Source organism: Streptococcus vicugnae (genome assembly GCF_016461705.1).
Taxonomy (GTDB): Bacteria; Bacillota; Bacilli; order Lactobacillales; family Streptococcaceae; genus Streptococcus; species Streptococcus vicugnae.
Window position 1 is genome coordinate 324,255 of the sequence record NZ_JAEMHW010000002.1, and the last position, 14,613, is coordinate 338,867.

Here is a 14,613-nt window from a genome sequence, read left to right on the forward strand (position 1 = left end):
TCTCCTTTCTTATTATTCTGGTTTAAATTCCGCTGGTCGAATACCACGAGGAACGCGCCAACCATTTGCTGCAATGCGATTAATTAAGCTACTTGCGCTGTCAAATGTCCACATACCAACGTTTTTAAAACCGTAACGTTCCAACAGACGAATCTGTTTAGGTGTTGTAAGTCCTTCTGTTTGACGTTTCTTAAGTCGGTCTAACAACTTGCTAGCTTTACCAAAGTTACCAATGTCATCTGTGAAGATGCCATACTTCTCTAATGCTTTAAGTTGTTTGTCTGTTGGTGGTGTCATCTCAATTCCGAAAGCTGGCACGTAGTCTGCTAAATCTTCAGCTTGGATAGACATTTCAAATTGCAATGGGTCAACTAAACGACGTTTACGCTTACGCATTTCTGACAACTGCTTAGCAAGTGCCTCTTCACGTTCAGCCACAACATCCTTGCTTGCTGTTTCTTCAGCTTCCAGCAATTCAAATTGTTGGTTAGTCTGTTCAGCCATGTTTTCAACCATCTTCTTAGCCACTTCAGGACTATCTGTGATTAGATGCGCTGGCCTGCATAGCTCATGACGTTCGGTGTGCCAAAGGAAATCTAAAATCAATAAATTATCTTTACCTTCAGCTAATCGTGTACCACGCCCAACCATTTGGCTGTACAGTGCCCTGACTTTTGTCGGTCTTAATACCACCACACAGTCAACGCTTGGGCAGTCCCAGCCTTCAGTTAGTAACATGGAATTACAAAGAACATTGTATTTGCCTTTATCAAAATCTTCTAAGACCTCTGCACGGTCTTCTGACTCACCGTTAACTTCAGCAGCTTTAAAACCTTTCTTATTTAAAATGTCACGAAATTTCTTAGACGTTTTGACAAGTGGCAAGAACACAACTGTTTTGCGGTCTGCGCATTGCTTAACCATTTCATCTGCGATTTGTTCTAGATATGGATCTAACGCTGTTCCAACTTCACTAGCTTTGAAATCACCAGCTTGTTGACTGACGCTTGATAGGTCCAATGTTAACGGTATAGTAACTGCTGTAATCTTTGATAAATAACCAGATTTGATAGCGTCCACAATCGAATACTCATAAGCGAGAGAGTCAAAGAACTTACCTAAATTCTTTTTGTCTCCTCTGTCTGGGGTAGCTGTAACACCTAAAACATTGGCATCTTCAAAATGTTGCAATACTCGTTGATAACCATCTGATATAGCGTGATGTGCTTCATCAATCACAATCGTGTCAAAATAATCTGGTGGGAATTGGCTAAGTCGTTTCTCACGTTGCATTGTTTGGACTGAACCAACAACAACACGGAACCATGAACCAATTGATGTGCTTTCTGCTTTTTCTAGTGCTGTTCCTAAGCCTGTAGCGGTTTTTAATTTATCGCTAGCTTGTTCTAAGAGTTCTGACCTATGTGCCAGGACAAGCACGCGCTCGCCCTTTCTCACACGGTCTTCAATAATCTTAGAAAATACGATAGTCTTACCGCAGCCTGTAGGAAGAACGAGCAGTGTGCGTTTTCTACCCTCTTCCCACTCACGCTGAACAGCTTCGCGGGCTTCTTCTTGATATTTTCTAAGCTTCATTAGCTACCTCTTAAAATTGCCCAGCTTGAAAACCTGCAGGTTGTTGTGGCGCTTGTGGTTGTTGTGGGTATTGTTGAGGTGCTGTTGGTTGCATTGGTTGTTGATATGTAGGTTGCTGTGGTTGACTTTGCACATTTGCATTCAATACTTTAGTCCAATCGACTTCATCTGCATAAATCATTGCTTTAACATTGTCATATTCACGGTCTGCATATTGACCAGTACCTTGTCGTTTGTTTACTCGACAAACACCTTTTGCACCAACCACGCTGTTCCAATTCATTCGAAGTGGCTCACCATGTTTCTTTTGACCAATAGAACCAAAGAATGCTGACAACATACCTTCAGTTGATGTATGCAAGAATAGATTGTGTGTCAATTGTGCAATACCTTCTGCTGTTTCAATTTGAAGGGTAAGTGTTGCTTTATTACATGCTGGAAGTTTTCCTGGATTTTGTGGGTTTGGCGTGTGGCGTCCACGTTCAAGGTTAGTTACTGTAAATTGATAATCACCAGGTGTGAGCTGTACGAATTCTTTCGCGTCCGTTACGATTTCATCATCCCATCCAAGTTCGTGATCAAAGTTGTTGTTAAATTGTGTCATGTTAATTTTTCCTCTTTCTGTTAATTATTAAAATGGTAAGATACGATTGTCTTTAATCATACTAAAGACTTGTTCCCAAGCGCCAATAAGCACGCCGTCGATAAATCCAGGATCATACATCACTACTGGTGTATTTTCTGGATAGTAACCTTTTTGAGCTACTGCCTTTTGAACTTCAAGCTCTGTGACTTGGTTTTGAATCATCAAATCACGCAAAGCTTGTGGTAAAGCTAAGTTAGGTTCTTGGTATGGCTGACGTTCTGGTGCAGGCTGTGTCAAGCTTTCAGGTACTTCTGGTTGAGCTTGTGGAACTGGTTCAACGGTTGGTGTCTGTTCCTGCACTGGAGCTTGTGGAGTAGGTTCTGGCACAGTTTGTTGCGGCTGTGTTTGTGCAGGCGCAGGTACTTGATTGAAGATGTGTGCAATGCCTGCATAATCAAACGGCATTTCCTCTGGCAAGTTGTGACGGTTCTTAGCATCCCATGCTGGGTGATGTTGCGTGTACAGAACACGCTGACCACCAGTAGCTTTTTTCTTTTTGTTATCAGCAGTCATTACGACTGTTTTATAATTTGCAAACAAAACCATATCAGCCCATTCTTTAACGAGTGGTGCAGTTTGTGAACTTGTCTTTTTGCCAAGTTTCAATTCCCAACGGTCATAAGAACCCATTTCATCAGGCTGTTCAAACTTACGAATTTGAGCATGTGCTGTTAACACAATATTGATACCTAAATCTACAAGCTCTGATAAACTGTTCAAAAAACGTCCTAACTCTTCTTTGACGTAAACATAACCGTTACCATAGCCAAAATCTTCAATACCTTTTTTCTGATGCAGTGCGCAGATATCATCTACTATTAAACTTTCTGCCCAGTCAATCGTGTCAATGATAAGTGTCTTGCAGCAAGTAGGGTTAGCTTTGACCCATGCAATTTCATTTTTTAACATGGTATAGCTTGACGGTTTATCTAAGCGTGAAACGTCCATGTTGTCGGTTGATCCTTCAGTATCAATGAATACTGCTTCTGGGAATTGTGACGCAAAGGTTGACTTACCAATACCTTCAGGACCATAGACGACTACTTTTTGAGCTCGTGCGCGTTTTCCTTTTGTAATTTGCATTAATCATCACCTCCGAAAATATCGCCAAGTGCATCAAACAGCATTTCAGCTTTACTTTGACTGCTCACTTTGATTTCTTCTGGTTCTTCACCGTCTAATGTTGTGAGCGTGTATTCTGCTTCAACTTTAAGCGGTTCTGCTCCAAGAGCTTGTAGTAAACCGTCGTATTTTTCTTTATCTTTTTCAAAATATCTTTCAGGGATAAAAAGTGCTGGTTGAATTTCTTTTTTATAGCCTGCTGCGAATGATAGAACATCTTCGTTGTTTTTATACTCGTTTAGAAAACGACCGCTTTCCTTATCACGAAAGACGATAAATGTTTCAGTTTGTTTCATTGTTTTTCTCCTTTTTAAAATGTTCCTGCTGTAAATGTTGGTTTTGTAACTGGTGCTTGATGCGTTTCGTTGACGACTGAATAGCCATCTTCGATAATGACAGCACACTCTTCACCAGTTGATACGCGAGTGGCAATAGCTTGTAAGCCTTCTTGTTCTAACCAAGCACCGAACTGTTCGAGTGTGATTTGGTCCATTTGTTCCAATTTGTCAATCAGAACAAAGCCACATTCTGGTTTGAGCTTGCGGACAATCGCAGTAGCCACCATGAGTTGCTGTGAACCGCTCATGTTATCCCACTCTTGACCTTGATATAGAAGCTTACCGTCAGAGACTGACAAGCCTTCAAGCGGCAAGTCTGCGTTAGTTAGCAAGTCTGCTTTTTGCTGACGAACAGCTTCAATTTTGTTAGTCAATTGGTTGTATTGTTCACGTTGCTGTTTAGCGTCTTCTTCCGCTTTATCTTTATCCAGGTTAGCGCGAACACGTCTGTTAGTTTCGTCGATGCGTGCAATGTTTTCTTCAATTTCAGCTGTTGACTCATCATGCAAGTCCATAGCGTCAGTCTGTGCAATTTGCAAGTCTTCTGTTAGCTGATCCAATTGCTGTTCAGCCACTCTAAGTTTCTTCTTAAGTTCATCAACTTCTTGTTGTTTAAAGCTGTAGTTTTGTTGGATAATCGTCACATTCTGACGTTTACGAGCATTCTCACCATTCTTAGCTAAAATGGCTTGTTGCTGTTGGATAAGGTCTGAAATACTGACAAGCTCTTTTGGTGCATCTGGATAGTATGGCTGCTCTTTGGCGAACTTCTCCTTTTGGTCAGCAATCACACCAATCGCATGACGCTGGTTGTAAATTTCCTTTTCTTGCAGCTCCAATTCAGCTAACTGGTCACCAACACCAATGATTTGTAAAAGCGTGTTAGCCTTGTCTTTTGGCGTGCTGTCCATGAATTTAGGAAGATTGATAGCCAATTCTTCTACAAAGCTGTCAAGTAACTGTTGCCCTGCTTTTTGGCCGTTTGGGTCAATCACCTTAAGCGAGCTATTCTTACCTTTACGTTCAACGATAAGACCATTTGAGAGTGTCACTTTTAATGTTGGCGGTACCATTGAACCCTCACGCTCTGCTTTACTTGGTTTGTATTTGTTACCACCTAATGCCCAAGCAATCGAATCTAACACACTTGTCTTGCCTTGATTATTATTTCCACCAATCACTGTTAAACCAGTTGCAGACGGTTCGATTTTGACAGCTTTAATACGCTTGACATTTTCAATTTCTAATTTATTGATCGTTACCATTTACCATAGCCTTTCTAATTTCTAGCTGGTCAACTTCATCGAGTTGATCAATACATTTTTCAAGAGTTGATTGTAAAATGTAGCCTTCTTCGATAATGATGTCTAATAAATTTGCTTTTGCTACAGTCGCAAAGTAATGTTTAGTCAGTTCATTATTTAGACGTCTGTTTTCATCTCTCAAAAATGTGTTTTCATTAATGATTTCCTGCATCATGTGCTTGACTCCATTTTTGACTATTGCTACGTGCTCGTTCTGTGAAGATGTGGTTTTTGTAATCTTCGCTGCGATAATAGCGAATGTCTTCATTACGTCGTTTAAGTAAAGTCAATGTAAGTACTTCAGTTAATCCTAAAATCGCTACTGCTACGATTAAATATGTCATGTTAAAACTCCTGTTTCTAATTTCATGTTCTTTAGCATTTCAGCTAATGTTTCTTTCTTTGATAAATATCTGTTACGTGATTTCCACTTTACGAACAGTGCAAAACCTTCATAATTGATAAAGACTATTTTATGCGTTGGATTGTCAATGTACCTGTTGAAATCTGGATGTTCACGCATTTCTGCTGCCCATTGCTTAGCGACCGGCTTACTTAAGCCTTCCCAACGTTGCATGAGATGGTCATAATCGCCCCATTCAGCATCTTCGTTAACACCGACAGCCTTGTAAGTTATTTCGACCTTTGGCATAGCGTGCTCCTTTTAAATATGCTATAATTTAGATAAGTTAATTTTTGTTAGTGACTGATTTCCGTCAGTCGCTTTTTTTGTGTCCAAAATACATGCACCGTCCTTCCGATTATTTGATATAATTAAAATAAAATGATTGGAGAATCACTATGAAATTAAATGCTGATTGTATTCGCGATATTCTTTTAGTTGTTGAAGAAAACGCAACTTACTCTAATGATGTCGAAGAGGAAATCATATATAAAAATTTAACTCCAAAATATTCTAAAGAAGAGATCCTTTATCACGTCAGGCAATGCGAACATAGTGGATTATTTTTAAAAGTAACTCACTATTTTGGTGGTTTCATCATTCAAGACTTGTCACCGTATGGACATCAATTCGTCAATAACATTAGACAAGATAATAATTGGAATAAAACTAAAGAAATAGCTAATAAGGTAGGCTCATCATCATTAGATGTTTTAAAAGACATTGCGGCTCAAGTTATCTCCAATTTGATATCAGGACAATTTAACAAGTAACTTTAAATATACTTCTGCAAAGCCATTCTTGGCTGTGCTTTTTAGTTTGAATTTTTCAACACCAGAAACTTCATTGCCAGATAGAAAAATTTTGCCTTCTCTAATTTCAATCTTTTCCATAATCGCTGTTCCTTTCAATAACATTTATGCGTGAGGCTAAAATCGAAATACCTGTTGCATACATTGTTAATTTACTTTCCAACTTTGCAATCTGTTTATCAGGTTGCTTTTTTTGTCCGCAATACGGATAACGTTTTGGTTTCATGTTTGCTCCTTTCTTTTGTGTTCTACTGCTCTCAACTAGCAGTTATAGCTCTAGCAAGTCTCTGTGATAATGTCATGTATTTTTGGAGGAAATACATAATTTTTGATAGATATTTATATAGGAGACCATGAATGAATTAATAACTGCTTAAATGTGTAAATATTAAAATAAAGAGAATACTGACTTGCTAGAGCTGTAACTACTAGCTGAGAGAATTTTAAATTTTAATCAATTTTGTAATCTTCAATAACTCGTAAGATAAATTGATTAGCTTTCAGGCCACGAGTTGAGCCACTTAAAATATTAGTAACTTCTTGTCGACTCATGCCATAAGCAGCTGCTAAAGCTGTTTTTTTGATATTGTTTTCTTTTAAGAAGTCACAAATTTTTTTGCGTCCGTTTGCAATATCAGGCATCTTTTTTCCTCCCTTATTTAAATAACTGTAAACAAGAAACAACTATTTTTTAAACTTTTCTTTATATAACGCTTGACATTTTTTAAAGAGTTTTATAAAATCAAGGTATACTAAAGAACGCCTATAAATCAATATTCCTAGCTCGCCAAAGCATTTTATAAAGACTTATTTGGTTGGTTGTTTTTTTAGTTGTTTCTTACTTACAAAAAATATTTTACAGAACTCTTTAAAAATTGTCAAGGATTTTTACAAAGTTTTTTAAAAATATTTTTTGTCATACCCTAGAAAGGTTGATAAATTAATGTTTCCAACATTTGATATAGTTAAAGAACTATGTAAAAAACAAGGTATTTCTATAAATACTTTAGAAGAAAGAGTTGGTTTCTCTAGAAATTCACTTTATTCTTGGAGAAACAGCTCACCAAAACCTGAAAAGCTAAATGTAATTGCAGATTATTTCAATGTATCTACTGATTATTTATTAGGAAGGACAAAAATCCCTTATGTAGCTACATCTGAAAATGCTACTACTTCTACTAATAATAAGATAGAAGAACAAGCACTTGTCATGTTCCGTAAGGAAACAGAAAATATGACAGATTTGGAAAAAGAACGTTTTAATAACGCTCTTTCAGGTTTAATGCAAACAGCACGCAGTCTTATTGAAGACGATTCAAACTGGAAGTAGGTGTTTTTATTTGGAATATCGTTTTATCAATTCCGCTGATTACTATAGTTATCAGCATAAAGCTAATCTTTTCTTAGCTGAAATTAGCCATTATTTTAATTTGCCATTATCTACAATCACTAGCAGACACGTTATTGATTATTTTGAAAGAAAATACAATATTTTATTTGTTTTTCTTGATGTTGATCAATACGAAGAATATTTTAGAGATATTGGCGGACGTCAAGCTACTAGAGAAAATATAAAATACAAGGGTATAGTCAATAACTGCAAAATAAAATTTGTACCTAAAGAATTTTGTGACTCTTTATCTGGTGTAACTATGACTTATGACTATTCAGATAGATACGTTGTCTATATTAACCAAAGACCTATTTTAGGCCGTGTTATGTTTTCGATTCTACATGAATTAAGTCATATATTTGCACATTTCGAAGGTAGCAAAAGTCAACGCATGTACGCTTCTATGATGTCCAATGTGTCCGACATTTCTACTGGAAATTATCCAAAAGAATTGCAACCAATTGAAGACGAAGCTAACACACTCGCTTCTCTGTTCTTGCTAAATGATGAGAGACTAAAAAATAGTATTTTAAATGGTAAAAATTTCAATGATTTAATCAGAGAAAATTATATGTCTGGTGCAGCAATCATGAACCGTTTAAAGAATTTTTTAGTCTATAACTACTGCATTCCTATCCAAGAAGCAGTTCAAATAGTATTGGATTATCGAAATGGTTACAATTCCACAATTCAATCAATTGTATTTTGATAAAGCGATAACAATAATAGAACATACTAAAAGTTGATACAGGAGGAAAAAGAAAATGGGATTTTTAGACAATAACGGTTATAAACGTACTGACAAAATCGGACCTTTGGAAATTGATAGAGCTAACAAGGTATATCGAATCCATGGAGCGAATAAAGCTAAAGGTTCAAGTCTTGTAGGTGGTACAGCTAAAGCCATTGGTAAAGTTGGGGCTGTTATGGGAACAGGTGGACTAGCTCTTATACCAGGTATGGTTAAAAAAGATAAAAACGATACTGACTGGTACTCATTTGAAGATTTAGTATCTTATGATTTAATCATTAATGACCAAGCTGTTGTGTCTGGTGGTGTTGGTCAAGCACTTGTTGCTGGTGCTGTTTTCGGTGGCTTAGGCGCTATTGCTGGTGGTGTTACTGCTAAGCGAAAAACGACAACTAAAATATTAAACATGACCATTCGTGTTACTTCAAACGACTTTAGCAAACCTGTTGTCTTTATCGACCTTCTTAGAAAACCTGTAAAAAATACATCTAAAGAATACAAAGAAGCGATTGAAAACGCTCAGCGTATTATTGGGGCTTTAGATGTCATTGCGCATAATGCTTAAATATGGGGAATAAAGATTTATGACTAACCATTTTAGGGGACTTGTTCAAGAACTACTTGAACATATCGATAAGAATCCATTAACTGATGAACAATTAGAAAAAATCGAAAAATGGATTGAGGAGAATAGGAAAGAATAGTAGAGAGGGAAGGACGGAATAATAATATGAAAAAAAAAGAAACTAAAGTTATAAAAATACTAGATGAGTTTACAGTCGTAATTAATGCTGGGGCAACAGATGTACAATTGAATGACAAAATTATAATTTTTGAGCCTGGACCTACTATCAACGATTTGGACGGTACAGAATTAGGAAGATACGATTTTAAAAAGGCTGAATTAATTGTTACAGAAGTTTATCCTAATTTTGCCATTGCAAAACATTTGAAAGAGGGGAATGCTTTTTCTCTAGCAAAAAATTTAACAGGCACTACTTTCATGTCAAATGGTCCACTGGTCGTAAATAAAAATGAGATAACAAAAATCTCTCCTAAAAATCCTAGTATCGTAATTGGAGATTTAGTAAAACTTATTTAATTGACACACATAGTTATTTATGATAAGATATTAAGGAATTAAATGGTTGCTGATGCGACTAGGAATAACCTCCTTTCTATCTTAAGAAAGGAGGTTTTCTTTTTGTGAGTGATAAACCATTTTTAACATATAGACAACAACTAAAAAGAATTAAAGATAAGCGGATATTGGTTGCTGATGATGATTTTGTATTAGAGATTTTAAAAACTATGTCTTATTACGGGATTGTAAATGGCTATAAAGATATTTTTGGTGTTTATTATGATGAGGAAATGAAGTTAGAAAGATTTTCCGATGTAGTTACCTTCGAACAACTTCATCGGATTGCTTTAATTGATAATAGTCTAAACAACTTATTATTTAAATATATAATCTATATCGAAAAAGCATTAAAAACCAAATTAGCATATATTGTAGCTAGAAAATATGGAATTTTAGAAGAGCAGTATTTAGATTTTAAAAAATATACAAGCCGTGGTTTACTGGATCGAAAAAATGAAATTGAAAATATTAAAAATCAGATAAAGAGTAATAAAAATAGTGCCTCAGTACAGCATTATAGAGAAAAACACGATTGTATTCCACCTTGGATTTCTGTAAATGCACTCTATTTTGGAACTGTAATAAACTGGTATAAGATATCTGAAGATAACATAAAAACGGAAATTTCAAATGATTTTTTACGTTTAACTAATTTAAATGATGATGAAGAAAGAAAAGAACTTTTTGTATCAGCAATTAGTCTTCTTCAAGAATATAGGAATAACATTGCACATGGAAATCGTACTTTTCTATCGAACGTAAGCCATGAATTAAGTAAAAATATATTATTAAAGTCAATAAACAACAAAATTCTTACAGAATCAGAATATCTATCTGGAATTGGTCAAAAAGATTTGTTTGCAGTTATGTTAGTTCTAGCAATTCTGACAAACGATCCTATTCTTTTTCAACAATATATTTTCGACTTAAAAGCAGTGTTACTTAATTATTTAGACGAAACACTAATAATTAGTCCAAAAGGAAATATATTCCAGACGTTACATATCCCTAACAACTTTTTAGATAGACTTTCAGAAATATATAATATTAAATTCAGTAATTAAAAAACAAAAATCCCTACACTCCCTGTCGCCAAACTTTGAGTGTAGAGATAATGAAATGTATAGTAAAAACCTGCATGCAGTAGGCCTCTTTACTATACCCATTTTAACATAGAAATGAGGTAAAAACAAATGTGGTCAGAAAATCATAAAAGTGGAAAAATTAATTTTGTCGAAAGATACAGAGATCCATATACAGGCAAGTGGAAGAAAGCGTCTGTATTGATGGAAAAAGATACTCCTCGCATAAGAAAACAAGCTCAAAAAATACTTGATGAAAAAATTGCTGCAATCTTACAAGAGCTAAATTCAAGCGAAGTTTTATACACTGATGTTTTAAACAACTGGTGGAAATTCCATCAAAAAGAACTTAGGCGCACTTCTATAAGCTCGCTAAAAAGTAATGTTCAGTATGTGAGAGAAAATTTTGGTATTGATGTCAAAATATCTAAAATAGATACTTATTATGTTCAACAATTTATAAACGGTCTTGAATTATCAAGACCAAGACTTGAACGTGTTAAATCAATATTGAATCAATCGTTTGATTATGCCGTGTCTCTTAACCACATTAAAACTAACCCAGCACGACAAGCTAAACTTCCTAAAAAGGTGCTAACTATTGAAGATTACGAAAAAATCAAGAACAAGTATCTGGAAATTGAAACAGAACTTATTCCATTAATTAATGAATTACGACGCACGAAACGGACTTACTTGAATTCACTGATTGCCGAATTTCTATTTTTAGATGGTGCACGTATTGGTGAAGTCGTTGCATTAGAAGATATTAACTACCGTAAAGACAATAATTTTGTAGATATTTTTGGCACTTTAGACAGTGTCCAAGGGTACAAGAAAGCAAAAAAAGAACCACCCAAAACACCTGCTGGCTATCGTAGCAATAAGTTATCAAAACGTGAATCAGAAATATTAGATGAAGCTATTAAGATTCGTGACTTAAATAAAAGCTTAAATCCTAACTGGATAACCATGGACCGTAGCTACATCTTCGTAACAAATCGTGGTGTTCCTATTCAACGCAATTCATTTAATGAATCCATTAAAGCTGCTAACCAACGTCTTGAACATCCGATCAATAAACCGATTAGCTCACACATCTTTAGACACACACTTGTCAGCTATTTAGCCGAAAAAGGTGTACCGCTAAAAGCAATTATGGACCGAGTTGGACACGAGGACAGCGAGACTACAATAAAAATTTATACGCACGTCACAAACAAGATGAAAGACAAAGTTGTTGATGTAATAGATGAATTATGTCTGTAGCGTGCCCCAAAAATGCCCCACAGCATAAAAAAAGCCCTATCACACAGGCGTTAAAGCTTGATATGATAGGCTTTTTTATTATTCAATTATTTTACAGTGCGGATACGCATTGTGTTTGTACCACCTGAACCAACAGGAACACCAGCGACGATAACGATGTTATCACCTGATTGAACCAATCCAGATTCAAGAGCAGCTTTTTCAGCAACTTCAAACATGTCATCAGTTGATGCAGGTTTTTCAGTTACAACTGGAATAACACCCCAGTTAATCATAAGTGATTTTTGAGTTTTTTCGTCAAATGTTACAGCCAAGATGTCAGCATCTGGACGGTATTTAGAGATAAGACGAGCAGTGTTACCAGATTCAGTAAGAGCAACTACAAGTTTGATATCCATTGAGCTTGTTGCGTCTTTAACTGCTGAAGCCACAACTTCTGTTTTAGAAGTACGAGCGAATGATGATGAATCAAGACGTCCGTATTCGTTAAGAAGAGTTTGAGCGTTTTTATCGATTGTAGCCATTGCACGAACAGCTTCAACTGGATATTTACCATTTGCAGATTCACCAGAAAGCATTGTAGCATCTGTACCATCGATAACAGCGTTGAAGACGTCAGATACTTCTGAACGAGTTGCACGTGGTTTTTCAGTCATAGATTCAAGCATGTTTGTTGCTGTGATAACTGCTTTACCAGCTGCGTTAACTTTAGTGATGATCATTTTTTGGTAAACTGGAACCATTTCAAATGGAACTTCAATACCCATATCACCACGAGCAATCATGATACCATCAGCAGCTTCGATGATTTCGTCGATGTTTTCGATACCTTGTTGGTTTTCGATTTTAGCAAACAAACGAACGTGACCGTTACCAGTTTCTTCACAGATTGCACGAACTTCTTCAACGTCTTTTGCAGTACGTACGAATGAGATAGCGATGAAGTTAAGACCTTGTTCAAGACCAAAACGGATATCAGCGTTATCACGTTCAGCAAGAGCTGGGAATGGGATTTTAGTGTAAGGAATGTTTACACCTTTTTGTTTAGCGATAATACCATCGTTTTCAACTTCAACAACAAATTCACGAGTTGCATCGTCTTTAGAAACAACACGAAGACCAAGTTTACCATCGTCAACAAGAACTTGTTTACCAACTTCAACATCATCGTAGATGTCAAGAGCACCGGCAACGTTCAAAGCGATAACATCGCGAGTTGATTTGATACCTTGTTTTGTAGCAACACGGATTTGTTCACCAGTTTTGTATGAATATTCTTTAGCGTCGCCTTCAAAAAGTTCAGTACGGATTTCAGGACCTTTAGTGTCAAGAAGGAAACCAACTTTTTGACCAGCAATTTCTTCTGCACGACGTACAGTAGCCATACGTTCACCTTGTTCGGCGTGGTCACCGTGTGAGAAGTTGAAACGGAAGACGTTTGCACCTTCTTTAATCAATTGAGCGATTTTTTGTGCTGATGCTTCAACATCAAGGCTTTCACCCCAATATCCATCTTCACCAAATTTTTTACCGCCACGGATTTCAACCGCAGGACCAAGTGTTGCAACGATTTTTACGCGTTTATTCATGATAATATGAAACTCCCTTTATTTTTAAGCCGAATGAACGACTATTAATAACAATAATTTTTAATCTATAAATACTATACTATTATAAATGAGCAATGTCTCGATTTAATTGAGCAAAGTCAAGACGTGCTTTGTGTGGCATGTTAACGATAATGCTACCATCTTCTGCCAATGAGAATAGAGCACCTTCTTCTTTAGTACCAAGAATTGGGCTTTCTACTAATTCTTCGTTGTGGATACCAACAGCAAGTCCACCACGACCTTGTTGAAGCAATTCAACAGCGTGAGCACCCATCCAAGAAGCAAGAACACGATCACGAGGTGATGGTGCACCACCACGAAGGATGTGACCAAGGTTAGTTGCACGAAGGTCGCTAGTGTCACCAGCTTCTTTCATCAACTCTGCAAATTTTTCAGCATGCATTACACCTTCAGCAAGAACGATAAGGTGACGTTCTTTACCTTTGTTTTCGTAACCATCTTTAACTTTTGCAACAACATCGTTGATGTCATATTCTTCTTCAGGAATAATGATTTGGTCAGCACCTGCAGCAATACCTGCCCAAAGAGCGATATCACCAGCGTTACGTCCCATTACTTCAACAACGAATGTACGTTTGTGACTGTAAGATGTATCACGGATTTTATCAAGAGCTTCCATAGCTGTGTTTACAGCTGTATCAAACCCAAGAGTGTAATCTGTACCAGCGATATCGTTATCGATTGTACCTGGGATACCAACTGCTGGGAATCCGTGTTCTGTCAAGCGCATAGCACCGTGATAAGAACCGTCACCACCGATAACAACGACACCTTCGATACCGTGTTTTTTAAGTTGTTCGATACCAGCAAGTTGTCCTTCAAGAGTTGCAAACTCAGGGTAACGAGCTGATTGAAGGAAAGTACCACCACGTGACAAAATGTTTGAAACACTTTGAGCGTCCAATGGGAAAATGTCGCCATCGACCATACCAGCATAACCGCGGTTGATTCCGAAGACTTCCATTCCTTCTTTAATTGCTTTACGAACAACTGCACGAACAGCAGCATTCATACCAGGAGCGTCGCCGCCACTAGTCAAAACAGCAATACGTTTCATTTTGCTAATACTCCTTTTATTAATCTAACGTTCTTATTATAGCACATTACTTTGTAAAAAGCTTT

General features: G+C 36.7%; 21 protein-coding genes. 8 read left to right on the forward strand and 13 right to left on the reverse strand.

Going from position 1 to position 14,613, the window contains the following annotated elements; all coding sequences use genetic code 11:
- Positions 1-12: 12 nt before the first annotated feature.
- Genes JG537_RS05170 through JG537_RS05205 form a run of 8 tightly spaced genes read right to left on the reverse strand, consistent with a single transcriptional unit; the run spans position 13 to position 5,658 of the window.
- The gene (locus JG537_RS05170) at positions 13-1,596 is read right to left on the reverse strand and encodes a DEAD/DEAH box helicase (protein ID WP_199544148.1); all 1,584 of its coding nucleotides are present in this window, start codon (positions 1,594-1,596) and stop codon (positions 13-15) included.
- 10 nt (positions 1,597-1,606) lie between these two features.
- On the reverse strand, positions 1,607-2,200 hold the full coding sequence (locus tag JG537_RS05175) for a hypothetical protein (protein ID WP_199544150.1): 594 nt from the start codon (positions 2,198-2,200) through the stop codon (positions 1,607-1,609).
- Positions 2,201-2,227: 27 nt separating this feature from the next.
- Complete coding sequence (locus tag JG537_RS05180; protein ID WP_199544152.1) at positions 2,228-3,325, reverse strand: ATP-binding protein; 1,098 nt, start codon at positions 3,323-3,325, stop codon at positions 2,228-2,230.
- On the reverse strand, positions 3,325-3,660 hold the full coding sequence (locus JG537_RS05185; protein ID WP_199544154.1) for a hypothetical protein: 336 nt from the start codon (positions 3,658-3,660) through the stop codon (positions 3,325-3,327). Before JG537_RS05185 ends, JG537_RS05180 begins: the two co-directional genes overlap by 1 nt.
- 14 nt (positions 3,661-3,674) lie before the next feature.
- Positions 3,675-4,967: an AAA family ATPase gene (locus JG537_RS05190; RefSeq protein ID WP_199544156.1), complete on the reverse strand. Its 1,293-nt coding sequence runs from the start codon at positions 4,965-4,967 to the stop codon at positions 3,675-3,677.
- Positions 4,951-5,181: a hypothetical protein gene (locus tag JG537_RS05195; RefSeq protein WP_126402490.1), complete on the reverse strand. Its 231-nt coding sequence runs from the start codon at positions 5,179-5,181 to the stop codon at positions 4,951-4,953. The genes JG537_RS05190 and JG537_RS05195 overlap by 17 nt, the downstream gene beginning before the upstream one ends.
- Positions 5,162-5,350, reverse strand: a complete 189-nt coding sequence (locus tag JG537_RS05200) for a hypothetical protein (protein WP_126402489.1) — start codon at positions 5,348-5,350, stop codon at positions 5,162-5,164. The genes JG537_RS05195 and JG537_RS05200 overlap by 20 nt, the downstream gene beginning before the upstream one ends.
- The gene (locus JG537_RS05205; protein WP_199544158.1) at positions 5,347-5,658 is read right to left on the reverse strand and encodes an excisionase; all 312 of its coding nucleotides are present in this window, start codon (positions 5,656-5,658) and stop codon (positions 5,347-5,349) included. Before JG537_RS05205 ends, JG537_RS05200 begins: the two co-directional genes overlap by 4 nt.
- 149 nt (positions 5,659-5,807) lie before the next feature.
- Here JG537_RS05205 and JG537_RS05210 point away from each other — a divergent pair, with 149 nt between their 5' ends.
- Entirely contained in the window at positions 5,808-6,182 is a 375-nt protein-coding gene (locus tag JG537_RS05210; protein ID WP_144356666.1) for a DUF2513 domain-containing protein, read from the forward strand.
- On the opposite strand, the gene JG537_RS05215 is transcribed toward JG537_RS05210, so the two are convergent.
- The 3 genes from JG537_RS05215 to JG537_RS05225 all read right to left on the reverse strand — a co-directional run bounded on the left by JG537_RS05215 (position 6,162) and on the right by JG537_RS05225 (position 6,863).
- Positions 6,162-6,302 (reverse strand): hypothetical protein, encoded by a 141-nt coding sequence (locus tag JG537_RS05215; RefSeq protein ID WP_186288308.1) that lies wholly within the window; start codon positions 6,300-6,302, stop codon positions 6,162-6,164. The genes JG537_RS05210 and JG537_RS05215 overlap by 21 nt on opposite strands.
- Positions 6,289-6,447: a hypothetical protein gene (locus tag JG537_RS05220; protein ID WP_199544160.1), complete on the reverse strand. Its 159-nt coding sequence runs from the start codon at positions 6,445-6,447 to the stop codon at positions 6,289-6,291. The genes JG537_RS05215 and JG537_RS05220 overlap by 14 nt, the downstream gene beginning before the upstream one ends.
- Before the next feature lie 224 nt (positions 6,448-6,671).
- Positions 6,672-6,863 (reverse strand): helix-turn-helix domain-containing protein, encoded by a 192-nt coding sequence (locus JG537_RS05225; protein WP_199544162.1) that lies wholly within the window; start codon positions 6,861-6,863, stop codon positions 6,672-6,674.
- A gap of 301 nt (positions 6,864-7,164) precedes the next feature.
- Between JG537_RS05225 and JG537_RS05230 the strand changes: the two genes are divergently transcribed.
- The 7 genes from JG537_RS05230 to JG537_RS05260 all read left to right on the forward strand — a co-directional run bounded on the left by JG537_RS05230 (position 7,165) and on the right by JG537_RS05260 (position 11,860).
- Positions 7,165-7,551: a helix-turn-helix domain-containing protein gene (locus tag JG537_RS05230; protein WP_199544165.1), complete on the forward strand. Its 387-nt coding sequence runs from the start codon at positions 7,165-7,167 to the stop codon at positions 7,549-7,551.
- A 10-nt stretch (positions 7,552-7,561) separates the two neighbouring features.
- On the forward strand, positions 7,562-8,323 hold the full coding sequence (locus JG537_RS05235) for an ImmA/IrrE family metallo-endopeptidase (RefSeq protein WP_199544172.1): 762 nt from the start codon (positions 7,562-7,564) through the stop codon (positions 8,321-8,323).
- 55 nt (positions 8,324-8,378) lie between these two features.
- Positions 8,379-8,930: a hypothetical protein gene (locus JG537_RS05240; RefSeq protein WP_012961469.1), complete on the forward strand. Its 552-nt coding sequence runs from the start codon at positions 8,379-8,381 to the stop codon at positions 8,928-8,930.
- Positions 8,931-8,949: 19 nt separating this feature from the next.
- Positions 8,950-9,069 carry a colicin immunity protein gene (locus tag JG537_RS05245; protein WP_199544173.1) on the forward strand — a complete coding sequence of 40 codons (120 nt, stop codon included), beginning with the start codon at positions 8,950-8,952 and terminating at the stop codon, positions 9,067-9,069.
- Between the two features lie 26 nt (positions 9,070-9,095).
- The gene (locus JG537_RS05250; protein ID WP_126402479.1) at positions 9,096-9,467 is read left to right on the forward strand and encodes a hypothetical protein; all 372 of its coding nucleotides are present in this window, start codon (positions 9,096-9,098) and stop codon (positions 9,465-9,467) included.
- 104 nt (positions 9,468-9,571) lie between these two features.
- Complete coding sequence (locus JG537_RS05255; RefSeq protein WP_199544174.1) at positions 9,572-10,573, forward strand: Abi family protein; 1,002 nt, start codon at positions 9,572-9,574, stop codon at positions 10,571-10,573.
- Positions 10,574-10,702: 129 nt separating this feature from the next.
- Positions 10,703-11,860: a tyrosine-type recombinase/integrase gene (locus tag JG537_RS05260; RefSeq protein ID WP_199544175.1), complete on the forward strand. Its 1,158-nt coding sequence runs from the start codon at positions 10,703-10,705 to the stop codon at positions 11,858-11,860.
- 86 nt (positions 11,861-11,946) lie between these two features.
- Here JG537_RS05260 and pyk read toward each other — a convergent pair whose 3' ends face one another.
- Both pyk and pfkA read right to left on the reverse strand, forming a co-directional pair.
- Positions 11,947-13,449, reverse strand: a complete 1,503-nt coding sequence (pyk, locus tag JG537_RS05265) for a pyruvate kinase (RefSeq protein ID WP_199544178.1) — start codon at positions 13,447-13,449, stop codon at positions 11,947-11,949.
- An 82-nt stretch (positions 13,450-13,531) separates the two neighbouring features.
- The gene (pfkA, locus tag JG537_RS05270; protein WP_039696988.1) at positions 13,532-14,548 is read right to left on the reverse strand and encodes a 6-phosphofructokinase; all 1,017 of its coding nucleotides are present in this window, start codon (positions 14,546-14,548) and stop codon (positions 13,532-13,534) included.
- Between the last annotated feature and the right edge of the window lie 65 nt (positions 14,549-14,613).